The organism is Prevotella sp. P2-180 (genome assembly GCF_002251435.1).
GTDB lineage: Bacteria > Bacteroidota > Bacteroidia > Bacteroidales > Bacteroidaceae > Prevotella.
This window is the reverse complement of the sequence record NZ_NPJI01000114.1, coordinates 1-23,480: the sequence shown is the minus strand read 5'-3', so window position 1 is coordinate 23,480 and position 23,480 is coordinate 1. Positions and strand designations below refer to the sequence as shown.

Genomic DNA, 23,480 nt, shown 5'->3' with positions numbered 1-23,480 from the left:
ATATGAATTTTATCGTTATCGCAGTTATTGTACTTGGAGCCATTGGCCTGGTGGCGGCAGCCGTACTCTACCTCTGCTCCAAAAAGTTTGCTGTGAAGGAAGACCCGCGCATTGCGCAGGTGGCGGCATTGTTGCCGCAAGCCAATTGTGGCGGATGCGGATTTCCAGGATGCTCTGGACTCGCTGATGCTCTCGTGAAAGGCGCCGACGCCGGAAACCTCGAAGGACTTAGTTGTCCAGTGGGTGGACATGACGTCATGGACAAAGTGTCTGACCTGCTTGGCATGGCTATTGCCAACACAGAGGCAAAGATTGCCGTGGTGAGATGTAACGGCACGTGTGAAAACCGTCCGAAGACTGCTGAGTATTCAGGACTTCGTACCTGTGCCGCCATGCACTCTTGTGGTGCCGGTGAGTCGGCATGCGGATTCGGATGCCTTGGATGCGGCGACTGCATCGCTGTCTGCTCGCTCGACGCCATCCACATCAATCCCGAAACCGGCATCGCCGAGGTCGACGAGGACAAGTGTGGAGGTTGCGGTGCCTGCTCAAGGGTTTGTCCGCGTCACGTCATCGAAATCAGGAAGAAAGGACCTAAGGGACGACGCGTGTATGTCAGCTGCGTCAACCAAGACAAGGGACCTGCCGCCAAGGCAGCATGCAGCGTGGCATGTATTGGCTGTGGAAAGTGTGAGAAAGAGTGTCCGTTTGGAGCCATCACCATGAACGGCAGTCTTGCATACATCGACAACGAAAAGTGTCGAGTATGCCGCAAGTGTGAGAAAGTGTGTCCGCAGAAGGCCATCGTGGCAGTGAACTTCCCGGCGCCGAAACCGAAACCCGAAAACCAAAACAACAGCAATGAAGATAAGAACATTTAGAATAGGCGGTATACATCCGGAGGAGAACAAACTCTCGGCAGAAGTGGCCACAGTGGTGGCACCACTGCCCAAACAGGCCGTCTTCCCATTGTCGCAGCATATAGGAGCACCGGCAAAACCTGTAGTGAAGCGTGGTGACAAGGTGAAGGTGGGAACACTCATAGCCGAGGCGGGAGGATTTGTCTCTGCTCCCATCTATTCATCCGTGTCTGGAACAGTAGCAAAGATTGACACTGCATTCGACGCCACCGGATACCGCAAACCCGTAATTATTATTAATGTAGAGGGCGACGAGTGGGAGGACACCATCGACCGCAGCAAGACGCTTGAAACCCTTAAGGAACATCCTGAGCTCACTCCCGAGGAAATAGTGGAGCGGATAAAGGTGGCTGGTGTCACAGGTATGGGTGGCGCCGGATTCCCTACATTCATAAAACTCTGTCCGCCACCGGGAGCAAAGGCTGAGTGTGTGATTATCAACGCAGTGGAGTGTGAACCTTATATCACCTCCGACTATCGCTTGATGATGGAACATGCCGACGAGATACTCGTGGGACTCAACCTCCTGATGAAGGCCGCAAAGGTGGAAAAAGGATATATCGGCATTGAGACCAACAAGCCGGAGGCCATACGCCTGCTGAGCGAAAAGACCGCCTCTGACCCACGCATAGAAGTGGTGCCGCTGAAGCAACGCTATCCGCAGGGAGGCGAGAAGCAACTCGTGGATGCTGTAATCCGCCGACAGGTGCCCGCACCGCCAGCCATTCCAGTAAATGTTGGCGCCATAGTGCAGAACGTGGGAACGGCATTCGCGGTCTACGAGGCTGTGATGAAGCGTAAGCCCTTGTTTGAGCGTTACACCACCGTAACAGGTAAAAAACTGAAGAGCCCGGGCAACTTCCTCGTGCGCATGGGCACACCGATGAAAGACCTCATCGAACTCTGTGGCGGCATGCCCGAAGGCGACAACAAGCTGCTCGCTGGTGGACCGATGATGGGCAAGGCCCTCACCACCGACGAAGTGCCAGTATGCAAGGGAACCAACAGTGTGACCATCATCAGCGGCGACGAGGCCCGACGCAAGCCTGCCGACCCTTGCATCCGCTGCGGAAAGTGTGTCAACGTATGCCCAATGGGTCTCGAGCCTTATCTCCTCGCCACTTGTTCCGCCAAGAAGATGTGGGAAAAGGTGGAGGCAGAGGACATCACATCGTGCATAGAGTGCGGCTCGTGCCAGTTCACATGTCCGTCACACCGTCCGATACTCGACAATATACGCTTCGGAAAGCAGACCGTAATGGGAATCATACGTGCCAGAGCTGCGAAAAAATAGTTTCAAATACCGTAATTTCAAGTTCATAAATGAAAAAAATGATAGTTTCATTGTCGCCACATGCCCATGGCACCGACTCTGTGGAGCGCAACATGTATGGAGTGGTCATAGCACTTCTTCCCGCACTGCTCGTGTCGTTCTTCTACTTCGGCATCGGCTCGGCAATAGTTTGTGCCACCAGCGTGGCAGCCTGCGTCTTCTTTGAGTGGGCTATAAACAAATATCTTATGAAAAACAGCCGTACTACCGTTTGTGACGGCTCGGCTATGGTAACTGGCCTTCTTCTCGGCTTCAATCTTCCATCCAATCTCCCTGTTTGGATTATCATACTCGGAGCCCTTGTGGCAGTGGGTATCGGCAAGATGACCTTTGGCGGATTGGGCAGTAACCTCTTCAATCCCGCACTCGTGGGACGTTGTTTTCTCTTGGTCAGCTTCCCCGCCCAGATGACCTCATGGCCACAGGCCGGACAGCTCACCTCGTATCTCGACGCCGAGACAGGAGCCACACCTCTGTCGGTCATGAAGTGGGCTATAAAGAGCGGCGACCCTTCAGTGCTCCAGCAGCTGCCCGACTCATGGCATCTCTTCATCGGACATACCGTCGAAGGAGCTGGCTCGCTTGGTGAGGTTTGCGCCTTGGCGCTGCTTCTTGGACTCGCCTTCATGCTTTGGCGCAAGATCATTACATGGCACACTCCGGTGAGCATCATCCTTACCGTCTTTGTGCTCAGCGGACTGCTCCACCTTTCCAGTCCAGTATATGCCGACCCGTTTGCCGTCATCTTCAGTGGAGGCTTGATGCTTGGAGCCATCTTCATGGCCACCGACTACGTCACCTCTCCAATGTGCAGCCGCGGACAGTTGGTATACGGAGTGGGCATCGGTGTGCTTACAGTGGTGATACGTAACTGGGGCGCATATCCTGAGGGAATGTCGTTCGCCATACTTATCATGAACGCCTTCACACCGCTCATCAACACATACATCAAACCAAAACGTTTCGGGGAGGTAGTAAAGAAATGAAAAAGCTGGAATCTACATTAGTGAATATGGTGGCGGTGCTCGTAGGAGTGGCCATCATTACAGGAGCGCTTCTCGCATGGGTTAACCACGTGACCGAAGCCCCCATAAAGGCACAGGACGAGATAGCTCTCGCCAACGGTATCAAGGAGGTGATGGGAACCGACAACCTCAAGGTCACTGCCGACGACGAACTGAAGCAGACCTTCGACGGCAAGGAGCTGACCTTCGTGGTACACAAGACCGCCACAGCCGACGGCAAGTTCCTTGGAGCCGCCGTGGAAAGTACCACGTTAGGCTTTGGAGGCGACCTGAAAGTGCTCGTGGGATTCGACGCAGAAGGAAAGGTGCTCGGCTACACAATACTGCAGGCAGCTGAGACACCGGGACTCGGTGCAAAGGCCGACAAGTGGTTCCAAAAAGACGGAAAAGGCTCTATTGTGGGCAAGACACCATCGACACCGCTTGCCGTAAACAAGGACGGTGGCGACATAGACGCCATCACAGCCTCCACCATCACCTCCCGCGCCTTCCTCAAGGCTGTCAACCAGGCTTATCAGGTGTATGCCGGACAGGACAAAGCCCAAGACACCGACGCTTCCTCAGGCGCAAGTCAGCAGGCAAGTAAAGGAAATTAGGGCAAATGTGAAACTTAAAATATTTCGATATTATGTTAAAGATACTTTTAAATGGCATCATCAAGGAGAACCCGACGTTTGTGCTTCTCCTCGGAATGTGCCCTACGCTTGCCACCACCACCTCGGCGATGAACGGCCTGTCGATGGGGCTTGCCACGATGTTTGTGCTCATCTGCTCCAACATCGTAATATCAATGATAAAGAACCTCACGCCTGACAAGGTGCGTATACCGGTTTTTGTAGTGGTCATCGCATCGTTTGTAACCATCTTGCAGATGTGTCTGAAGGCATATCTGCCCGAAATCAACAAGTCGCTCGGTCTCTTCATCCCGCTCATCGTGGTCAACTGCATCATCCTCGGACGTGCAGAGGCCTTTGCTTGCAAGAACGGTCCTGTGGCAAGCCTGTTCGACGGCATCGGCATCGGACTCGGCTTCACCCTCGGCCTCACTTTGCTTGGCACCGTGCGTGAGCTGTTCGGTGCAGGCTCAGTGTTCGGCATCACCCTTTTGCCCGAGACCTACAACGTGCTGTTGTTCATCCTGCCTCCGGGAGCTTTTATCTCCCTTGGCTATCTCATCGCAATCATCAACAAACTAAAGAAGGCATAGAGTTATGGAATATATACTGATATTCATCTCCGCGATATTCGTCAATAATATCGTACTGTCGCAGTTCCTCGGCATCTGTCCGTTCCTCGGCGTATCGAAAAAGGTAAACACCGCGCTTGGCATGAGTGCAGCCGTGGCTTTTGTCATGACACTTGCCACCATAGTCACCTATCTCATTCAGAAGTCAGTGCTCGACCCCTTCGGCCTGCAGTATCTTCAGACCATCGCCTTCATCCTCGTCATCGCCGCCCTTGTGCAGATGGTGGAGATAGTAATGAAAAAGGTGTCGCCAGCACTCTATCAGGCTCTCGGCATCTTCCTGCCTCTTATCACCACCAACTGTGCTGTGCTTGGCGTGGCGATATTGGTAATACAGAAAGACTTCACACTTTTGGAAAGCGTGGTATACGCCTTCTCCACTGCCATAGGCTTCGGACTTGCTCTCACCGTCTTTGCCGGACTACGCGAGCAACTCGAACTTGCCAACGTGCCAAAAGGCATGCAGGGCGTTGCCATCACCATGATTACAGCAGGACTTCTAAGCCTCGCATTCATGGGCTTCTCAGGTGTAGATGGCGGTTTGAAAGTGGTGTTTGGGATAGAGTAATGAGAACTTAATGTTTAAAAATAGTAAAAAAGGTGGCGTCAGATGAAAATCTACGTCACTTTTTTGTCATATATCAAAAAATATTGCTATCTTTGCCCCGCTATTCATTAATTAAATAACGTAATACAGATTTATGAAACAGACAATATTGGTAACTGGAGGTACCGGCTTTATCGGATCTCATACCACAGTAGAACTGATAAATGCCGGATACAAGGTTGTTATCGTCGACAACTTGTCAAATTCCCAGGCAAACGTGGTCGATGGGATTGAGAAAATAACAGGAGTGCGCCCTGCATTCGAAGAAGTGGATTGCTGCGACCTCGAGGGCATGGACAAGGTGTTTGCAAAATATCCCGACATCGAAGGTATCATACATTTCGCTGCAAGCAAGGCCGTAGGCGAGAGCGTGGAAAAACCGCTGCTATACTATCGCAACAACTTCGTAAGCCTTATAAACCTGCTCGAACTCATGCCAAAGTATGACGTCAAGGGCATCATCTTCTCTTCAAGCTGCACCGTTTACGGACAGCCAGACCCGGAAAACCTGCCTGTGACCGAAGACGCCCCGATAAAGCCTGCTGAAAGTCCTTATGGAAATACAAAACAGGTGAATGAGGAAATCATTCGCGACACCATCAATAGCGGATCGCCCATAAAAGCCATCCTGCTCAGATATTTCAACCCGATAGGTTCGCATCCTACAGCCATCATCGGTGAGATGCCCAACGGAGTGCCTATGAACCTCATACCTTATGTGACACAGACCGCAATGGGCATTCGTGAGCAACTGAAGGTGTTCGGCAACGATTATGACACACCTGACGGAACATGCATACGCGACTACATCTACGTGGTTGACCTTGCGAAGGCTCATGTGAAGGCAATGACACGAGTGCTCGACACCGATAGCGACAAGCTCGAAGTGTTCAACATTGGAACAGGAAAGGGTGTAAGCACAAAGGAGATTGTGGATGCGTTTGAGAAAGCAACCGGTGTGAAGCTCAATTGGACATTCGCCCCTCGTCGTCCGGGAGACATCGAGAAGGTGTGGGCTAATCCCGACAAGGCAAACAACGTGTTGGGGTGGAAGGCCGAGACAAGTCTCGAAGACACACTGAAGTCTGCATGGAATTGGCAAAAGAAACTGCGTGAGGAAGGGATTCAGTAATATCTCTTCACCGCAAATATTTTTAGTATGATAGATTTTTTTCTGGATTTTCCAGATTTATTTTGTGTTTGTGTTGTGGTTATCCCTCGATGTGAATCGGGGGATAATTTTTGATTTCTTGTTTTTTCCGATGAAAATGTATGCCATAGTCGATTGCGACAACTGTTATGTGTCGTGCGAAAGAGTGTTCAGACCTGACCTCGAGGGCAGGCCTGTGGTCGTCTTGTCAAACAACGACGGATGCGTCGTCGCACGTTCCAACGAAGCAAAAGCTATGGGAGTGAAAGCCGGCACGCCATTCTTCCAGCTCGAACAAATGTTTCCGGGAAAAAAGATTGCTGTCTTCTCCTCAAACTATGAGCTATACGGAGAACTGACCGGCAGGGTTGTGAATATCATAAGAAACGAGTCGCCTGCCTTGTTCCGCTACAGCATCGACGAGTGTTTCGTGTATCTCGACTCCGAACTCGACTACAAGAAGTGGGGTGAGGAACTGCATAAAAAGATTAGGAAATGGACAGGAATGCCCGTGAGCATCGGCATCGCTCCAACGAAGACACTTGCCAAGGTGGCAAGTCACTTTGCGAAAAAATATTCAGGATATAATCATTGTTGCGTGATAGACACGGACGAGAAACGACAGAAGGCGCTGAAACTCTTTCCCGTCGACGATGTCTGGGGAGTGGGACGGCGTTATGCCGCCAAACTCACAGCCTACGGAGTGAAAACGGCTTTCGACTTCGCCTGTCGCCATAGCGACTGGGTGAGGGTGACATTCAACAATATCGTCATCCACCGCACTTGGCAGGAACTCAATGGCGTGGACTGCGTGCCCAACGAAGAGATGGCGAAGAAAAAGAGCATCTGCACAAGCCGCAGTTTCAACGGTATGATAAGCGACTACACCACATTGCGCACCCACGTAAGCAACTATGCCGCCCGATGTGCCGAGAAGCTGCGCTCGCAAGACACGGTATGCTCTGTGGTGGGAGTGTTTATCAACACCAACGCCTTTCGCGAAGACCTGGCTCAATACTGGAACTATCTCGACCGCCGCCTCATCACCCCTTCCAATTCGTCTGTAACCATTGTCAAGGCCGCCGAGCAGCTGCTTCGCGACATCTACCGTCACGGCTACCAGTATAAGAAGGCGGGAGTGATAGTGATGGGCATAGGCAATCCATATCCTATGGAGCACGACCTGTTTGACATCACTGCCGAGCAGTTTCAGAAGATGAAAAGGCTCGACGCTGTGATCGACCGTATCAACCGTGCCAACGGCAGTGAGACCGTTGTGCTGGGTTCTCAGCAATACACCCGGCCCAACGGTGAAGGCAAGGCAGAGGTGTTTGCCAACGCCATTCGCCACGACTTCCGCAGTCCGAATCCCACCACGAGGTGGAGTGAAATCATCAGGCTTGTTTAATATACACCGAGAACCGGCTTCCCTTTCCAAGTTGCGACTTCACTTTTATCTCGCCATTTAGCCGCGCCACTATCACTTTGCAGATGGAAAGGCCAAGACCGGTGCCTTGTTTAAACTCGTTTTTCTTGTAGAAACGTGAGAACACCATCTTGCGGTCTTCTTCCGACAGTCCGATGCCAGTGTCCTCAACGTATAGTTCCACCTTGCCTGTCTCGTGGATGGTGTTCCATCCGAGTGTGACGGAACCTTCGGGAGTGAACTTCCCGGCATTGGTCAGGAAGTTGCCGATGACCTGACGCAGACGGCTCTCGTCGACGCTTATCTCCACGTCGTCAGACTTTACATAATTGAAAGCCAGGTGTTTTGGCATCTGTACGGAGTGGGTGGCGTATATCTTGTCCATCACCTCACTCACCTTGTAATTTTTTATCACAAAATCCATCTGACCAGACTCTGCACGCGATAGGTCGAGAATGTCGTTGATGAGCTTCAGCAGCAGCTCGTTGTTGGTGTGGATGGTATCGATAAACAGTTTTTTGTCTTCATCCGTAAACTCATTGCCCGGCATGGCGAGCAGGTCTGAGAAACCAACTATGGCGTTGAGCGGTGTGCGTATTTCGTGGCTCATGTTTGCTAGGAACGACTCTTTTAGCGTGGCCTCTTCGGCCAATTTCCGTGCTTCCTGAAGTTCTCGCTCTCGCTGCTTGATGTTGTCGATGTTCATCAGCAGTCCGTATGACTTTTGGAATACACCCTGACTGTTGACAATACCCTTGCCTCTAACCTGATACCAGTGGTAGGTACCGTCGCCAGTGAAGTCGGCTTCAATGTCGGTGGTCCATGGCTCTCCTTGGTTTATGTGTTCCACGAGCTCCTCGTAATACGGGCGTGTCTCTGGGGTCATCATGTCGAGGTATTGCCGTAGGGTTATCACCTGCGGTTCCTTGCCATGATTTCGCCAGAACGTGTCCTTGAAGAACATCATGTTTTCGCTTGAGCGTTCCCATGCGTAAGAGCTACTGTTCTGCACTGCCAAGTTATAGAGGTCGTTTTCCTGCCTTACCTGATTTTGCGCCTCCTTTTTCTGTCTGCGTTCTTTTCGTAGCAACCTTATGTAGTACACCATGAAACCTATGGCTGTAGCCACTCCCAAGACCAACAGGGTCCAGAACAACAGTTCGTGTCGTTCTTTCCACGAAACGTTTACGAGTGTATATCCTTTGTCTTCCAGTGTCTTCAGGTCCATTCCGAAGTTGTCTGCCACGTTCCAGTCCACATATACTGCTTTTCTCGATGGAGCGATTTTGATGTTTTCAGGCAGCTCTCCGTTTACTATTCGTCTGATGCATGTTGCTATGCCTTCTGAAATGTCGTCGACAGAAGAGAAATAGCCGCCGATGGTGTTGAAAGCTCCCTTGCCGAAGCCCATGCAGGTGGCGGTGATCATGGGATAGGCATTTCCGAAACGAATCATTTGCATTGAGGCGGCGTCATGTTTCAGCTGAATATAGGTGAGAGGTGAATATTTTCTGAGAAGCAAGACGAGGTTTTGGCCCGTTTTCTTATTCATTGGTTCCGTCACCTTTGTGTTGACGGCAATGTTTCGTAGTGAAAGGGAACTGATGGAGTACATGCCCTTGTAAAAGGTCACGAGGTCGTGTATGCTTTCGTGCCAGTCAAGATTGTTGATAATCAGTTTGTTGTCAGCGAGTTGCTCGTTGATGTTGGCACGGGTCTTACGGTCGAGGAAGGTTTCGTCCATTATGGTGAACGTATGGCTCACGCCAGTCAGTTCCTTGGAGATATAGATGTTTTGCTCAACGTCGGGTGTGTCAGTCACTCCAGTAACATTTTTGTGGCTTTCCAGCTGTTTGGCGTTAGGGTATTGCACTCCTGCAAATACAAAAGGCAGTGTGTTCACCTGTGTTATGTCGTTGCAGAGGGTGGAGTAGGTGGCTTGGTCGCCAATGGTAACGATGATGTCGATTTTCCTTTTTGCATCTTCTTCCGCAACAATCTTTCCCGCCTGCACTATTTCGTCTTCAGGGTTCCAGTGTTCGCAATCGAGGTATCTGAATGTGACGTCGGCATACACCTTATTGTCTTCCAGGTGGTTGAGTATGGCTTTGGGGTAGTCGGTGAAGTTGTATCGTCGTACGCTTTCCGAGAACATCACGAGGATGTGTTTCCTTGGTTGTGAGGAGACCCAAAAAGAATATCCTGCGGCAATGATAGTTGTCACAGCCACAAACCCCAATATCCACCCTATGTTTTTCTTTTTGTTCATACTTTTTCCTTTCAATTACTTATGTGATAATTCTCTATGTATAAGGGTTTTATTTAAACCACAGAGTTAAAGAGAAAAAGAGATTTGTGGTTTTATAGAGTAGGTCGCAAGCGACAGAGGACACAGAGTTTCAATGCGACAAACATGATGCGCAGCTCTCTATGAGCTCTAAATGCCTTGGCATTCACCCTCTTTCATTAGTATAAATACTCTATATCTCTTAATCTCTGTGGTTTAAAATAACTTCCGAAAGTTGAGTTAATTATAACTCCCCGTAAATTTCAGAAATACCGAGAATCGGCTTCCCTTTCCAAGTTGCGACTTCACTTTCATGTCTCCTCCATGCCTTATGGCTATGGCCATGCAGATAGCCAGACCAAGGCCTGTGCCCTGCTGGAATTTGTCTTTCTTGTAGAAGCGGTTGAACACCATCCTCTGTTCCTCGTCGGAGAGACCATTGCCAGTGTCTTCCACGAAGAAGTCCACCCTCCGGCTGTCGTCGGTCAACTCCCAGCCAATGGTGATGGAGCCCTGTTCGGTGAACTTGACAGCATTTGACATGAGGTTGTCGAACACTAGCATGAGCTGGTTTATATCGACATCCACCATAGCGTCAGTGTTGCCTTCGGGCTGCTCAATGCGGAACTCGATGCAGGATGGTATCGTAGGCTTGTATTTCTCGTATGCCTTCGATATTATCTCCCTTACGCTGTAAGACTTTATCACGAAAGGCATCTCGCCCGACTCCACTCTCGACAGGTCGATGATGTCGTTGATGAGTTTCAGCAGCAGTTCGTTGTTGGTGTTGATGGTCTCAATGAAAAGAGCCTTCTCCTCAGGAGCAAAGTCGGCGTCGGGCTGGGCGAGCAGCTGGGAGAAACCAACTATGGCGTTGAGCGGGGTTCTGATTTCGTGGCTCATGTTTGCGAGGAACGACTCCTTCAGCGTGGCCTCCTCAGCCAGTCGTCGAGCCTCCACGAGCTGGAACTCCTTCAGTTTGTATTCGTCCACCTTTAGCAGCATGCCGTATGATCGCACGTAGTTGTTGTTTTTGTCAAACACGCCTTTTCCGCGTATCTGATACCAGTGCCACTCACCGTTTTGGTAGAAGTCGGCCTTCACCTCTCCCTTATATGTGTCTCCATTGTTCACCTTCTCCACACCTTTGAGGTATACGGTGCGGTAGTCAGGGTGTATCATTTCCATAAACTCGTCCATGTCGCATACGTGCGGTTCGTGGCCATAGTGGAGCCAGAAGGTGTCGCTGAGATAGATGGCGGTGCCGTAACGTTCCCATGCAAACGCCTGGCTGTTTTCGATGGCCATGTTGAAGAGCATGTTTTCACGTTCCACACGTCTGAGAGCCTTGTGCTTCTGTTTTCTTTCCTTCAGGTAGAGTCTGAAGAGCAGTACAATGACTATCAAGCCGAGGATTATCGACCCATAGATGAGCGTGAGGTAAAGCCTGTGGTGCATCTCCTTCCACGAGAGGTTTACCACGTTGAATCCTACAGGAAGGTTGTCTTTTGTGTATCCGTGTTTCTTTGCCACGTTCCAGTCTATCCAGTATTCCTGCTTCGTAGGTCTTATGGTGAAGTCCTGCGGTTTTGCGCCATGCAGTATTTTTGCGGCTCTTTCCGCCACGTCGGCAGCAATGGACTCCGCTCCGGCGAAATAGCCTGCAATGAACTTGCTTTCGGGAGCGCCGAAGTCGAGCCATGTGGCAGAGAGCATGGGTTTCTTGCTGCTCATGTTCACCATCATTATCGACTCCGAGTCGTATTTCATCTGCATGTATGTCATTTTCGAGAATCGGCTCATGGCGAGCATCAGGTTTTCGTTGCCGAGCGAGTCCTGCTTTTCACTCATTGCAGTGTTTTTGTCGAGGTTATAGAGTGAGAAGGGAGTAATGGAGAACTGTCCTTCCGGCAGGTTTAGAATCTCAAATAGCGTGTGTTCCCATCCAATGTTGTCGGTTATCTCCGGGTGATCGGCTATCTGCATCTTTATTCGTTTTTTCAGCTGCTTGTCGAGATAGTGTTCGGAGAGCAGTGTGTTTACGGCATAAATGCCGCACATCTTTTGGGCGAGGTAGATATTCTTTACGGCGTTGAGACTGTCGGTGAAGCCCGTGAGGTTGGGGTTTGCCCTGAGAAGACCTGGGTTGGGGAATGCCACTGCTCCGAACACTACAGGCAGTGTCTTTGTGAGTGTGTCGCGGGTGGTCATAAAAGAGTATGTCACCTCGTCGCCAATGGTGACAAACAAGTCCGGGTCGCCGTTCATGCGTGCCTGGTCGATGAGCCGTCGTGCTTCCTCCACTTCTTCGTTGTGTCCCCATTTGTCGCAGTTGAGATAGTGGTAGGAGATGTTGGCGTTTATCCCCTGGCGTTTTAGTTCCTTTTCAAACGACTCGATGAATGTTCCGTAGCAGTGAATGTCCTTTCCTTGTGAGAACATAACAGCAACCTTGTATGTCTTTTCGCTTTCACAGGCAAAAACTCCGAAAGCCATGGCCGCAATGGCCATGGCTATCAGTGTAATAAACAGTATTTTTCGAGTCTGTCGTGTCATTTCATTAATTAAATATATACTTCACTCCAATTTGCATTCTCCAGCAGTTGGTGTTGTTGCGTATGATGTCGAAGGTGTGGTCGACGAGCTTTGTCACTCCCTCGCTGTCCTTGTAGTTGGCGAGTTTGTAAATAGGCTGGTTGTTTGCGTCCACCCTGTTTTTTGCGTCCACCACAAGCGGCTTCACGGCAGCGCTGATGGCCGACTTGGCGCATCCCCACTTGCTGTTGAGCAGGTTGCCGAAGTTCAATATGTCGAAGTTCAGCTGGAATCGGTTCACCTGCTTGCCTATCTTCACCTTTATTTCCTGTGTGAGTCTAAGGTCGAAGCGGTTGTACCATGGGTTGAAGCCGCCGAAGGCCTGTGCATACTCACCCTTGTGCTTGCTCAGGTAAGGGTCTTGGTTGATGAAGTTCCAGAAGGCGGTCTTCTGGTCTTCCACCGTGAAGGTGGTCTTGTTGGCTGTGTATTCCATAAAGTTCATCTCTTCCTTTGACGCTGGAATATAGATGAGGTCGTTGGACATTCCGTCGTTGTTGAGGTCGCCATTGTATGTGTAGCTGTAAGAGCCGTTTTTCTGTCCTGAGTAGAACACCGACACACGTGTGGACATCTGGTCGTTGATGTAGTTCAACTTGTATGACGCCGATGCGATGACGCGGTGAGGCGTGTAGATGTATCTTGCGTTTTGTGTCTCCTGTATGTTTATGCCGTTTACGGTGGGCAGGTTTGTCATGGCGTTTTCCACCTGGTTGCTCTGCAGTGAGTTCATGGTTTTCGAGGCAGTCCATGTGTAAGCCGCCATGAGGTCGAGGTTTTTCACTGGAGTCATCTTCACCTGTGCCATCACGTTTGCCGAGTAACCCTTGTTGGTGTTTGTCATTTCGTAGGCGTAGCCGTTGTCGCTGTGAATGCGTTTCTCCACGTTGCCCGGATAGAAGTAGCGGTTGTCCGGACCGTCAAATCTCTTTGCCGTGGCCTTGTCCATGTCGATGTTGGCATCGTAGGCAGTGATGGCATTGATATCCTTGGCGTATGTACCTTCGATTGTGAAGAGGTTGTCGAATCCGAGAGGGGCTTCCCAGTCGAGTGCAAGTGTTGTTTTCCACACCTGGGGCATCTTGAAGTTCTTGTCTACGGTGATGAGGTTGCTTACAGCACCAGGTTGTGTGGGGAAGAGCTTTTTCTGCTCTTCGGGCAGGTTTGGCACCACTTCGCCCAGCACCTGCTGTGGTGTGCGCACTCCTCCTGCGAGGTATTGCAGCAGCGGGTTGGCGGCATTGGTTATCTGTACCGATGTCTGCAGCATGCCCGAACCTTCCTGCATCTTGCTGAAGAAGATGAGGGGGAAGCGTCCGGTGAAGATACCGGTACCTCCTCGGAATCTCAAGTCGCCGTTTTCAGTCACGTCGTAGTTGAATCCCACTCGTGGCGAGAGCATCACCGCATTGCCCGGCCACTCGCCCGTGTTGAGCTTTTTGCCATTGAAGTCGAGGTTGGCCACAGAGGGATTCTCGTAGCGGTGGTTTGTATACATCGGCATGTCCATTCTCACTCCAAGCAGCATGCGGAGACGTGGGTTGATCTGCCACTCGTCCTGTGCGTAGGCAGAGAGGCGGTTGTAGGTCACGTCGGAGAGGGCGCGGTCTTCGCCGGTGAGCGACCAGCACATGGCAAACGCCACAGGAGCTTTCTTCTGCAGGAAGTCATCGTATGAGGCATAGCGGTAGTAGCCGGCACCATATTTCATGTAGCAGTTGGAAGCCACTGTCGATTCGAATCCCGCTCCGATAGTGAGGTAGTGGTTGCCAAGCGATATGTTGAGGTCGTCCACTATGTTCCAGCTCTTCTCGTTGATACCGTTGAGCCATGCGTGCGGGTCGTACCCAGCCGACATGTAGGCGTGGTTCTTTCCGTCGCCGTCGTATGTCTTCATAATCTCTATGCAAGGGAACGACGCGTCGCACTCGCGGTTGTTGGCATCGTTGAATGTAAATGAGGCGCGCAGCTTGTTGTTGATATTGTTGCCGAAGCGGCTGTTGAGCTCTCCGGTGAGTGAGTACACATTGTCTACCTTACGCCAGTTGGAGCCGTCGAACACCATTGAGTATACGCTCACTCGTCCGTCGCCCATTCCCATGCCAGGGCTTGAGTAGAGGTTGTCTTTTTTGCCGTTGGTCTGGTTGTAGCGCAGTGTGAGGTTGTGGTTTTTTGATATGTTCCAGTCTATGCGTGTCATGAGACGGAAGAATTTATTATCGCCGGTGAAGTCGTTGTATGAGCCAGGATTCCAGCCGTACATAGACTGCAGGTCTTGGGCAAACTTTTTCATGTCAGCCTCTGTCACGCGTGATATGAGGTTCTTGCCGTCTTCCACGCCATTCTGCGAAGCGCGCCATTGGTGGAGTTCGAGTGGAGTGTTTTCCATTTCTGCGCTAACGAAGAAGAAGAGTTTGTCTTTCACGATAGGTCCGCCGAGGGTCAGTCCGTAGATGGTGCGCTTGATGTCGCCTCGTGGAGCTGTCAGTTCCTCGCCGTCCACCTTGTTGCCGCGGAGACTCTCGTCCTTATAGAAGTGGTAAGCCGATGCGCGGAAAGTGTTCGAGCCGCTTTTGGTCACGGCGTTGATGGTGGCTCCCATGAAGTTGCTGTTTTTCACGTCGAATGCGGAGTTCACTATCTGTATGTCTTCCAGAGCCTCGAGTGCAAACGGAGTGCCGGCTCCAGGCATCTTCTCGCGGTCGAGACCCATGTTGGCGTTGAAGTTGGCTCCGTCGATGCTATAGTTGTTCATACCGCCGTCGCGTCCGCCGAACGAACCGCTACCGGTATAGTAGGGCGACATGGCGAGAACGTCCTGTATGGTACGGTCGATGGTGGGACGGTTGTCGATGTCTTCTGCCGAGAAGTTTTCCGACGAGCCTGTCTTTCTTATGGCAGCTGCCTGACTTGTGATTATTACTTCCCTCAGTTCGTTGCCTGCGGTGAGTTTTACGTCGCAGGAGTATAGTTCGCCAAGGCTGATGCGCTTGATGTTGACAACAGCTTTGTTATGACCTACAAAGCTGACTTCCAGCCGATAAGGTCCGCCTGGTCGAAGGCCGTCGAAACGGAACTGGCCTTTCTGGTTTGAAACGGTGGTGTAGGTTGTTCCTGTTCCCGTTTCTGTAAGTCGTACTATTGCTCCAGGCAGAACTTCATCTGCGTCGGAGGTGGTACCAGAGATTGTTGAAGTCGTGTTTTGTGCAAGTGTAAACACGAAGGAAAACACCGATAGATATAACATCACTGCTAATCTTCTCAAGTCTTGTCGCAAAATTCTCATATATAATCAAAAATTAGATCTTAATCAGTTGTTTGTCGTTATAATAATTGAATGGTTCAAACTTTTTTGTGCAAAGTTAATAATAAACTTTAAATATACCAAAAGTTTCTTATAGGTTTTATATTAAATTAACTAAATAAACTATAACTCTGTGTCCTCTGTCGCTTGCGACCTACTCCATCAACAAAAAAACTCTTTCCCTCTTTATCTCTTTGGTTAAAAAAATACCCTTGATAGTTTTTTACCAAAGAGTTTAAGAGTTTAAGAGTATTTGTATAATGATAGAGGTTGAATCTCTTTTTCTCTTTAACTCTGTGGTTTAAATAAAACCCTTATACATAGAGAATTATCACATGAGAAACTTAAGCTATATTATATAAGGAGTGGACACTGTTGTAACGTCTTTAACTTCTTTAACTTCTTTAACTTCCTTAACTTCTTAGAGTTGAGCATATGCGAAACTTAAATAAATGAAATTCTATGGCATCTATAAGATTCAAATTCCGTGCCTCTGCTGTTTCGGGGAAACAGGGCACACTGTTCATTCAAGTGATTCACAGGCGTGTGGCGCGTCAGGTCAGCACGCAGTATAAACTCTATCCCGGGGAATGGGCCACCGCCAGGCAATCGGTGACAGTCCCGAAGGACACGCATCCCGACCGCAGCCGTTACCTCCATGCCGTGCAGGAGGCGTTGCAGCAGGATGCCTCCCGCCTGCAGCTCATCATCCTTGCGCTCGACCATAGCCGCAAGGAGTATCAGGCGGAGGATGTCATCCGGCATTTTCTGAGAAAGGAGCAGTCCGATGAATTTACGATATTCGCGGATATGCTTATCAGGCAAAAGAAGGAGGAAGGATACCTGTCCCTTGCAGTCAAATACCAGACTTCGCTCAACAGCCTCTGTCGCTTCCTCAATGGTCGCCTGCTCACCTTCGACGGCATCGACTCCTCGCTGATGCTCAGTTATAATACAACGTGCTAATTTCCAATAAGATAAGAAAGCCGATTAGATGATTCGCTCAACATTTGTATTACCTTTTGAAAAACGGCTCAACTTGATACAAATCAACTATTTTACCTGTTCGTTAAAGATAATTCCGTAATTATTATGCAGTTTTAAAACTTTTTTGTACTTTTGCTACCGATTAAATCCATCTCTTACCAAGAGAAGAAGATAATTGCATACAACAAACAAGTGATTAATTTTACTGAAAAGGATGAGAGGTTAAGATGAAAGCCCCAGCTGTCAGAAAGCCTGGCTCCAATAGCCAGCTTTTACATAAATCTCTATAACTGCCTGTTTCTCAGCGAAATAGAGAAGCAAGCAGGAATAAGAGAAGTGCTTTTCGCCTCCATTTTCATCCCTCCAAGGCTATCCCTTTTCTCATTTATGGGAACGGAAAAAACGTCAGACGACCGCTGGTATGTGTTGCGCGATTTGGCACGTCCAAACGCCAAGAAGCCCGCTTATAAGCAACTGCAGGAGATGCCCGAAATGGCAGACTGCGTGTTTGTGCCTCTCAAACAACATGTGTTTAAGGAGTACGGGAAGCGTGTTGTGCGTTTTGTCCCCTACATGCCCGACCTTGTCTTCGTCCATAAGTCGAAGGAAGAGTTGGATCCTATCGTCCGTGAGATGCCCCTGCTGCAATACCGCTATGTGCGTGGCGGCAAGCAGTATGAAGCCATGAGTGTGCGTCACAAGGACTTTGAGAAGTTCAGGGATGCCGTCAACACGACCGACAACGTAGAATACTACAGCTTAGATGAGGTACGTCCAGAAATCTATGGTAGTCGTATCCGCATCATCGGAGGTCGTCTCGACGGCTTCGAGGGTCGTCTGATGACCAAGAAAGGCAGCAAGTTCAAGCGTCTCCTCATCGACCTTCAGGAGTGCAACCTCTCCGCCGCCATTTTGGTAGAATCGGAGTTTATCCAAGTCCTGGAGAAACCCTCGAAATGACCCTTAATCCTCAGTTATAATCTTGAATTTTGGACGCTTACAATCAATAATCACTCATCATCAATCCGCATGGGCGCCCACGGCGCATAAACACTCGCAACTCTGTTGCGTCAAACTCCACGAGCAACCCCTTTAGGGGCGAATTCTCGTGCCAGCGAGAGCAAAGCATCAAGCTCGCTTGAATGCTCTGCCGAGTGCAGCCGAGAATCAACTGAGTTAAAGCTTGTTTGCTCGTACAGGCCCAGCCGGCCAGGCTTTAAGTCCTTTTCCCAACCCGAAGCCTTTAATCTTTAAAATCTTTAATTTTTTAATCTTTAATTTTTTAATTTTTTTTGGTACAGGCCCAGCCGGCCAGGCTTTAAGTCCCCTGTCCCCTGAGGGGAAAGGGGATTTAGGGGAAAGCGGTGGAGCCCCTCTTCAGGTTAAGAGGGGACGGGGGAGTTTTCGAAAAAGTAGGAGCCTCTCCTAGCAGGAGAGGACGGGTGAGGTAGAAAGATCCCTCAACAATTACTTTTTTCTTCGATTTCCTTGCAAATATCAGAATAAATGTGTATCTTTGCGGCGAAAATATAAAATATACTTACGATTATGGCAAAACCTATAGCACCAACACCTGTTTTGAAAGGACAGGCTGCAATTGATTTTATTCAGGAGCTTTCGCAGAATAAAAAGGCTTCTGAAGAAGAAACCATACGTATAAACAAGGGTGCAGAGCGAATCAATGCTATGATCTTTTAGTTTCTGATACGGTTCCTTTCTATATTAACAATGGATTTTCTTCTGCCCATGTATCCTGTTCAGTGTATCACATGTTGGTGTGGCTTCGCGATGGCCGCTGGCGAGACGCCCACGTTCCCAGAGGCGTCCGCATACCATCTGTTCCGCATGGGCGCCCACGGCGCATAAACACTCGCAATTCTATTGCGTCAAATAATCGCAATTCTGTTGCGTCAAACTCCACGAGCAACCCCGTAGGGGCGAGAGCTTGTTTGCTCGTACAGGCCCGGCCGGCCAGGCTTTAAGTCCTTTTCCCGACCCGAAGCCTTTAATCTTTAAAATCTTTAATTTTTTAATCTTTAATTTTTTAATTTTTTTTGGTACAGGCCCAGCCGGCCAGGCTTTAAGTCCCCTGTACCCTGAGGGGAAAGGGGATTTAGGGGAAAGCGGTGGAGCCCCTCTTCAGGTTAAGAGGGGACGGGGGAGTTTTCGAAAAAGTAGGAGCCTCTCCTGGCAGGAGAGGACGGGTGAGGTAGAAAGATCCACCGTCTTAATGATTGATAAAAAAAGAGGAAAAGTTTGGTAGATTGGGAAATAATGCGTATCTTTGCGACGTAAATTGAAAGAAACAAATGCCATTATGTGTAGAATGACAAAAAACGACAAGGAAAAACTGGGAAACACTGCGGTGTATATTGCTTCCCATACAAAAAACTTGAGCAAAACAAAATTGCTTAAGTTGCTGTATTTTATGGAAGAATATAGCGTAAGAAGATTTCATACCCCTTTCTTGGGCTTGCCTTATGAAGTATGGCAGGCAGGCCCTGTTGTTAAGGATGTTTTTATCGACTTGTCGGAAAATCTTGTCATCTTGGACGGTTATGTGACCAAGGAAGTTGTGGGTGACGCTACATATATCTTGCCTGCAAAGTCTTTTTCTGACGAAGAATTCTCAGATAACGACTTGCTCGTGATGGATGAGGTAATAAGGAAATACGGGGATAAGACCGCCAAGGAACTTGTTAGTATCACTCACAAGAAAGGTTCTCTATGGCATAAGGTAGCAGAACGGGATAATCTATTGTTACCGTTTGAAAACAAACTGATGAATAATTCCGACAGTGTGATAGATTTTTCTGAAGAACTGACCGAAACAGGAAAGGAGTTTTACCAAGACCAATTGGAATTTCTTCAAATGAGTAGGGCTTATGCAAAAAAAACAGTCATCAGTCATTAATCCATAATCAATCATCATCAATCAATAATCACTCATCAGTCACCAGTATGGCCAAAAACACAGATAAGCAAGAAATAGAGAGCATGTCGGATAGCTTCCGTGGTTATGCGACATTGCTTCGCAAAGTCAAGCAGCGGGTACAGATTGCCCAACAACGGGCGATATATGCTGCCAACGAAGAAATGCTCAGGATGTATTGGGATATTGGCGGCATGTTGCAGCAAAGCCAAGATACCGATGGATGGGGCAAGAAGACCTTGCAACGGTTGGCTGTGGATTTGAAGAACGAATATTCCGAGATCAAAGGCTTCACGGTACGCAATATGCAGTATATGATACAGTTCTATAATGAATACAATAAAGAACTGACGATGGTGAAATGTGACGTTCCCACAATTACGAAATCAGCGATTTCGCAATTGGAAAACTACAATTTTACCCTCCCTGTCAGACATCTGGACTGGACGCATAATCTTGTACTGATTAAGCAGGTCAAGGACATACGTGCACGCTATTGGTATATGGTGCAGAGCATCACCAACCATTGGACGACACGCTATCTGCAAGAAGCAATCAAACTCGACGACTATGGCAAACACGGAGCCTTGGCAAACAATTTCGACACGACACTTCCTTCACCTGAAGCCAAAGATGTGAAATCGATGCTCAAAGATCCCTACATCTTCGATATGCTCACCTTCACCGACCAGTACAATGAGCGCGATGTGGAGCTCGGGCTAATAAAGCATGTAGAGAAGTTTCTCATCGAAATGGGCGCAGGTTTTGCCTTCATGGGACGGCAGTACCACATAGAGGTCTCGGGCGATGACTATTACATCGACATACTGATGTACAATACCTTCCTCCATCGCTATTTAGTAATCGAATTGAAAGACACGGAGTTCATGCCGGAATATATCGGTAAGTTGAACTTCTATTGTTCTGCGGTCGATGACATCCTTTGCCGCGAGGGAGACAACCGAACCATCGGGCTGCTGCTCTGCAAGTCCAAAGACCGCATCAAGGCAGAATACGCTCTTCGCGACATCCAGAAGCCCATCGGCATCTCAGATTACGAGTTGGCACAAGCCCTTCCTGCCGATTTCCGTGGCAGCCTGCCCACAATTGAGGAAATCGAGAAAGAACTGCAAACAGATAATCAGTGACCTTTGATAAAAGGATGATGGTTTGAGATAAATCACCAATCAGTTCATCAATAATCACTAATCATCAATCCGCATGGGCGCCCACGGCGCATAAACACTCGCACTATGTGCGTTAAACACTCGCAATTCTATTGCGTCAAATACTCGCAACTCTGTTGCGTAGATAACCACGAGCAACCCCTTTAGGGGCGAGAGCTTGTTTGCTCGTACAGGCCCAGCCGGCCAGGCTTTAAGTCCTTCCTCCTGAGGAGGGAGGATTTAGGAGAGAGGTGGAGCCCCTATTCAGGTTAAGAGGGGACGGGGGAATTTTCGAAAAACATTTTTTTATGACAATTGCTGGTCATTTATGGCACTTGCTTTAGCTTGATGAACTCCTCTTTAAATTTACAATGTGTGAATAATTGCTGTTCACAAAAATAAAACCGTGATCTCTTTGTCCAATGTTGTATTGGTTTCGAAATATCCCGTCATTTCCCTTCACCTTTTAGAGCAACGTTTATCAGAAACTTGCATAGCTTGATGAGCTTGCGAATAATCATTCCGGCAAAATCGTATTACGGATACAATAATTAATTATATTATGCGAAAACTACTCGATACAAAGGCCGGTGCCACCTTCTACGAAGAAATGCCGAACCTCACGTTGAGCACCCGAAAGGACTGCATAGAATTCATCTTTAAACTGAAGCCTGGCATATATGTCATTATCAACATGACCCGAGGCACCGGAGGCAAGATTATGCTCTATGCCAATTGGGACAAATACTTCATGCGCATGCAGAATCCCGATGCCCAACTGCCGAGAATCCAGAAGAACTGTCCAACTCTCTTTGCCGTTCTAACCGGCGAAGACAAGGACGACGTCAGTCTTCTAAGTCATAGAAACGCCCCTGCTCACGAAAGAGGATTTGGTGTCTTTTGTGATGGTGACGTCGATACCCCTCTCATCGCCCATATAGACAACAATCTATTGGACAAAGTGGCGATGCTAGTCAATAAGAACGTTGATATCTACAACGAGCTCAACACCACCCCACCTTTCCCTGCCTGGAAAGACGGACTTCGCGACTTGTGGAATTAGCAATCAAAATCCCCACATTTTTCAAGATTTCCTTGCAAATCTCAAAACTAATATGTATATTTGCACCCAAATTAGGTGCAAATCACCTGTTGGAATAGATTATGCCTATTAATATTGTAAAGCAATTAGAATACTTGATGGTATTCGTTAAGATGTTTGCAGACCGTGTAGGAATAAGCGAGAAGCAGGCATTCAACTATTTGGATGTGCACAAAGGTTTAGCTTTTGTGAGGGATCATTATGACGTGATTCACACATTGGATTTTGACTATGCCATAGACGATGTTCTAGAGGTATGTCAAATGAATGGAGGGCGATTGTGATGAAACTATATCATGGTTCAGATGTTGAGATAGAGAATATTGATTTGTCATATTCACAGATAAATAAAGATTTCGGTAAGGGATTTTATTTGAGTGATGACATCAATCAGGCATGGAATTTTGCTAAGTACAAGGCAGACAAACCTAAATCAAGAACCAAGGAAGCTGTTGTTACAGAATTCGAATTTGATGATTCGCATTTGTATGATGGTTCACTTAGGGTTATAAGATTTGATGGTTATAGTTTGGAATGGGTATCATTTATTAAGGCTAATAGACAGGTACGTAATAATGATTATGACATAGTGATAGGCCCTATTGCCAATGATGATGTGCGAACACAGTTTGTGAAGCACATGTTGGGAGAGATTACAGAAATCGAGCTGATGGAGAACCTCAAATGGAAGAGGTGTACATATCAATATTGTTTCATTTCTGACGAGGCAATCTCGTCACTTAAGATAATCGGAAAGTTATGATTGTAAATAAGAATCAGTTAGGTCGGACATTATTGCAGCGATTTGTAGAGGATACAAAAGTTGATATGCAAGTAGCGATGCGTTTTTTCTACAATTCAGACTTCTATGCGTCACTCCAAGAAGAAAGTGTTAATGAAGACTTGGATATGCTTTATTCTCAGTTTCTGCATGAGTTTGAGTGTGCAATAGCGACGTCCTAGCCCAGCAAGGACTACATATCCCATATAGCCCTGCAAGGGCGACATAACATAGAATAGGGCGCGTATAAAATAAAACAATCACTTACATGACGAACACCGCTGAAAATATATAATGTGTGAATAATCATCAATAATCACTCATCATCAATCCGCATGGGCGCCCACGGCGCATAAACACTCGCACTATGTGCGTTAAACACTCGCAATTCTATTGCGTCAAACACTCGCAATTCTATTGCGTCAAACAATCGCAACTCTGTTGCGTAGATAATCACGAGCAACCCCTTTAGGGGCGTGAGCTTGTTTGCGAGTACAGGCCCAGCCGGCCAGGCTTTAAGTCCTTTTCCCAACCCGAAGCCTTTAATCTTTAAAATCTTTAATTTTTTAATCTTTAATTTTTTAATTTTTTTTGGTACAGGCCCAGCCGGCCAGGCTTT

Annotated in this window: 20 protein-coding genes; 16 read left to right on the top strand and 4 right to left on the bottom strand. The window is 48.4% G+C overall.

Annotation, left to right across the window (positions count from 1 at the left end):
• Positions 1-2: 2 nt before the first annotated feature.
• From CIK98_RS17035 to CIK98_RS17000, 8 genes are all read left to right on the top strand, one after another.
• Positions 3-881, top strand: coding sequence for a Fe-S cluster domain-containing protein (locus CIK98_RS17035; protein WP_094386393.1), 879 nt, complete (start codon positions 3-5; stop codon positions 879-881).
• Entirely contained in the window at positions 862-2,214 is a 1,353-nt protein-coding gene (gene rsxC / locus CIK98_RS17030) for an electron transport complex subunit RsxC (protein WP_094386391.1), read from the top strand. Before CIK98_RS17035 ends, rsxC begins: the two co-directional genes overlap by 20 nt.
• Before the next feature lie 29 nt (positions 2,215-2,243).
• Positions 2,244-3,239, top strand: a complete 996-nt coding sequence (locus CIK98_RS17025; protein WP_094386389.1) for an RnfABCDGE type electron transport complex subunit D — start codon at positions 2,244-2,246, stop codon at positions 3,237-3,239.
• Positions 3,236-3,874: an RnfABCDGE type electron transport complex subunit G gene (locus CIK98_RS17020; protein ID WP_094386387.1), complete on the top strand. Its 639-nt coding sequence runs from the start codon at positions 3,236-3,238 to the stop codon at positions 3,872-3,874. Before CIK98_RS17025 ends, CIK98_RS17020 begins: the two co-directional genes overlap by 4 nt.
• 32 nt (positions 3,875-3,906) lie before the next feature.
• Positions 3,907-4,485 carry an electron transport complex subunit RsxE gene (gene rsxE, locus CIK98_RS17015; RefSeq protein WP_094386385.1) on the top strand — a complete coding sequence of 193 codons (579 nt, stop codon included), beginning with the start codon at positions 3,907-3,909 and terminating at the stop codon, positions 4,483-4,485.
• Between the two features lie 4 nt (positions 4,486-4,489).
• On the top strand, positions 4,490-5,092 hold the full coding sequence (rsxA, locus tag CIK98_RS17010) for an electron transport complex subunit RsxA (RefSeq protein WP_094386383.1): 603 nt from the start codon (positions 4,490-4,492) through the stop codon (positions 5,090-5,092).
• Positions 5,093-5,225: 133 nt separating this feature from the next.
• On the top strand, positions 5,226-6,263 hold the full coding sequence (gene galE / locus CIK98_RS17005) for a UDP-glucose 4-epimerase GalE (RefSeq protein WP_094386381.1): 1,038 nt from the start codon (positions 5,226-5,228) through the stop codon (positions 6,261-6,263).
• 136 nt (positions 6,264-6,399) lie between these two features.
• Positions 6,400-7,689, top strand: coding sequence for a Y-family DNA polymerase (locus CIK98_RS17000; protein ID WP_094386379.1), 1,290 nt, complete (start codon positions 6,400-6,402; stop codon positions 7,687-7,689).
• Here CIK98_RS17000 and CIK98_RS16995 read toward each other — a convergent pair.
• The 3 genes from CIK98_RS16995 to CIK98_RS16985 form a co-directional block, all read right to left on the bottom strand.
• The gene (locus CIK98_RS16995) at positions 7,676-9,976 is read right to left on the bottom strand and encodes an ATP-binding protein (RefSeq protein WP_094386377.1); all 2,301 of its coding nucleotides are present in this window, start codon (positions 9,974-9,976) and stop codon (positions 7,676-7,678) included. The genes CIK98_RS17000 and CIK98_RS16995 overlap by 14 nt on opposite strands.
• A 258-nt stretch (positions 9,977-10,234) precedes the next feature.
• Positions 10,235-12,550: an ATP-binding protein gene (locus CIK98_RS16990; RefSeq protein ID WP_094386375.1), complete on the bottom strand. Its 2,316-nt coding sequence runs from the start codon at positions 12,548-12,550 to the stop codon at positions 10,235-10,237.
• A 4-nt stretch (positions 12,551-12,554) separates the two neighbouring features.
• Positions 12,555-15,854 carry a TonB-dependent receptor gene (locus tag CIK98_RS16985; RefSeq protein WP_172410017.1) on the bottom strand — a complete coding sequence of 1,100 codons (3,300 nt, stop codon included), beginning with the start codon at positions 15,852-15,854 and terminating at the stop codon, positions 12,555-12,557.
• Positions 15,855-16,355: 501 nt separating this feature from the next.
• Between CIK98_RS16985 and CIK98_RS16980 the strand changes: the two genes are divergently transcribed.
• The 8 genes from CIK98_RS16980 (at position 16,356) to CIK98_RS16950 (ending at position 22,843) form a co-directional block, all read left to right on the top strand.
• A complete protein-coding gene (locus CIK98_RS16980) occupies positions 16,356-16,859 on the top strand; it encodes a hypothetical protein (protein WP_094386371.1) in 504 nt (167 codons plus the stop codon).
• Positions 16,860-17,267: 408 nt separating this feature from the next.
• On the top strand, positions 17,268-17,840 hold the full coding sequence (locus CIK98_RS16975) for a UpxY family transcription antiterminator (RefSeq protein WP_141210589.1): 573 nt from the start codon (positions 17,268-17,270) through the stop codon (positions 17,838-17,840).
• 588 nt (positions 17,841-18,428) lie between these two features.
• Positions 18,429-18,578, top strand: coding sequence for a hypothetical protein (locus CIK98_RS18455; protein ID WP_172410016.1), 150 nt, complete (start codon positions 18,429-18,431; stop codon positions 18,576-18,578).
• 628 nt (positions 18,579-19,206) lie between these two features.
• Positions 19,207-19,794: a Panacea domain-containing protein gene (locus tag CIK98_RS16970; protein WP_253249776.1), complete on the top strand. Its 588-nt coding sequence runs from the start codon at positions 19,207-19,209 to the stop codon at positions 19,792-19,794.
• 47 nt (positions 19,795-19,841) lie between these two features.
• Positions 19,842-20,960: a YhcG family protein gene (locus tag CIK98_RS16965; RefSeq protein ID WP_094386367.1), complete on the top strand. Its 1,119-nt coding sequence runs from the start codon at positions 19,842-19,844 to the stop codon at positions 20,958-20,960.
• 580 nt (positions 20,961-21,540) lie between these two features.
• Positions 21,541-22,041 (top strand): hypothetical protein, encoded by a 501-nt coding sequence (locus CIK98_RS16960; protein WP_094386365.1) that lies wholly within the window; start codon positions 21,541-21,543, stop codon positions 22,039-22,041.
• A 101-nt stretch (positions 22,042-22,142) separates the two neighbouring features.
• Complete coding sequence (locus CIK98_RS19100; RefSeq protein ID WP_094386363.1) at positions 22,143-22,364, top strand: DUF3791 domain-containing protein; 222 nt, start codon at positions 22,143-22,145, stop codon at positions 22,362-22,364.
• Complete coding sequence (locus CIK98_RS16950; RefSeq protein WP_253249775.1) at positions 22,337-22,843, top strand: DUF3990 domain-containing protein; 507 nt, start codon at positions 22,337-22,339, stop codon at positions 22,841-22,843. Before CIK98_RS19100 ends, CIK98_RS16950 begins: the two co-directional genes overlap by 28 nt.
• Positions 22,844-23,177: 334 nt before the next feature.
• Here CIK98_RS16950 and CIK98_RS18450 read toward each other — a convergent pair.
• The coding region (locus CIK98_RS18450) for a hypothetical protein (RefSeq protein WP_172410015.1) at positions 23,178-23,480 on the bottom strand (303 nt) is incomplete at its 5' end.

What these genes read in the sequence shown, in the direction of transcription:
- CIK98_RS16960 (WP_094386365.1), top strand. Translation starts at nt 21,541, where the DNA reads ATGCGAAAACTACTCGATACAAAGGCCGGTGCCACCTTCTACGAAGAA.
- galE (WP_094386381.1), top strand. Translation starts at nt 5,226, where the DNA reads ATGAAACAGACAATATTGGTAACTGGAGGTACCGGCTTTATCGGATCT.
- CIK98_RS16990 (WP_094386375.1), bottom strand. Translation starts at nt 12,550, where the DNA reads ATGACACGACAGACTCGAAAAATACTGTTTATTACACTGATAGCCATG.
- CIK98_RS16995 (WP_094386377.1), bottom strand. Translation starts at nt 9,976, where the DNA reads ATGAACAAAAAGAAAAACATAGGGTGGATATTGGGGTTTGTGGCTGTG.
- CIK98_RS17025 (WP_094386389.1), top strand. Translation starts at nt 2,244, where the DNA reads ATGAAAAAAATGATAGTTTCATTGTCGCCACATGCCCATGGCACCGAC.
- CIK98_RS18455 (WP_172410016.1), top strand. Translation starts at nt 18,429, where the DNA reads ATGGCAAAACCTATAGCACCAACACCTGTTTTGAAAGGACAGGCTGCA.
- CIK98_RS16965 (WP_094386367.1), top strand. Translation starts at nt 19,842, where the DNA reads ATGGCCAAAAACACAGATAAGCAAGAAATAGAGAGCATGTCGGATAGC.
- CIK98_RS16975 (WP_141210589.1), top strand. Translation starts at nt 17,268, where the DNA reads ATGGGAACGGAAAAAACGTCAGACGACCGCTGGTATGTGTTGCGCGAT.
- CIK98_RS17035 (WP_094386393.1), top strand. Translation starts at nt 3, where the DNA reads ATGAATTTTATCGTTATCGCAGTTATTGTACTTGGAGCCATTGGCCTG.
- CIK98_RS17020 (WP_094386387.1), top strand. Translation starts at nt 3,236, where the DNA reads ATGAAAAAGCTGGAATCTACATTAGTGAATATGGTGGCGGTGCTCGTA.
- CIK98_RS16980 (WP_094386371.1), top strand. Translation starts at nt 16,356, where the DNA reads ATGGCATCTATAAGATTCAAATTCCGTGCCTCTGCTGTTTCGGGGAAA.
- rsxA (WP_094386383.1), top strand. Translation starts at nt 4,490, where the DNA reads ATGGAATATATACTGATATTCATCTCCGCGATATTCGTCAATAATATC.
- CIK98_RS17000 (WP_094386379.1), top strand. Translation starts at nt 6,400, where the DNA reads ATGTATGCCATAGTCGATTGCGACAACTGTTATGTGTCGTGCGAAAGA.
- CIK98_RS16970 (WP_253249776.1), top strand. Translation starts at nt 19,207, where the DNA reads ATGACAAAAAACGACAAGGAAAAACTGGGAAACACTGCGGTGTATATT.
- rsxE (WP_094386385.1), top strand. Translation starts at nt 3,907, where the DNA reads ATGTTAAAGATACTTTTAAATGGCATCATCAAGGAGAACCCGACGTTT.
- CIK98_RS19100 (WP_094386363.1), top strand. Translation starts at nt 22,143, where the DNA reads ATGCCTATTAATATTGTAAAGCAATTAGAATACTTGATGGTATTCGTT.
- CIK98_RS16950 (WP_253249775.1), top strand. Translation starts at nt 22,337, where the DNA reads ATGTCAAATGAATGGAGGGCGATTGTGATGAAACTATATCATGGTTCA.
- rsxC (WP_094386391.1), top strand. Translation starts at nt 862, where the DNA reads ATGAAGATAAGAACATTTAGAATAGGCGGTATACATCCGGAGGAGAAC.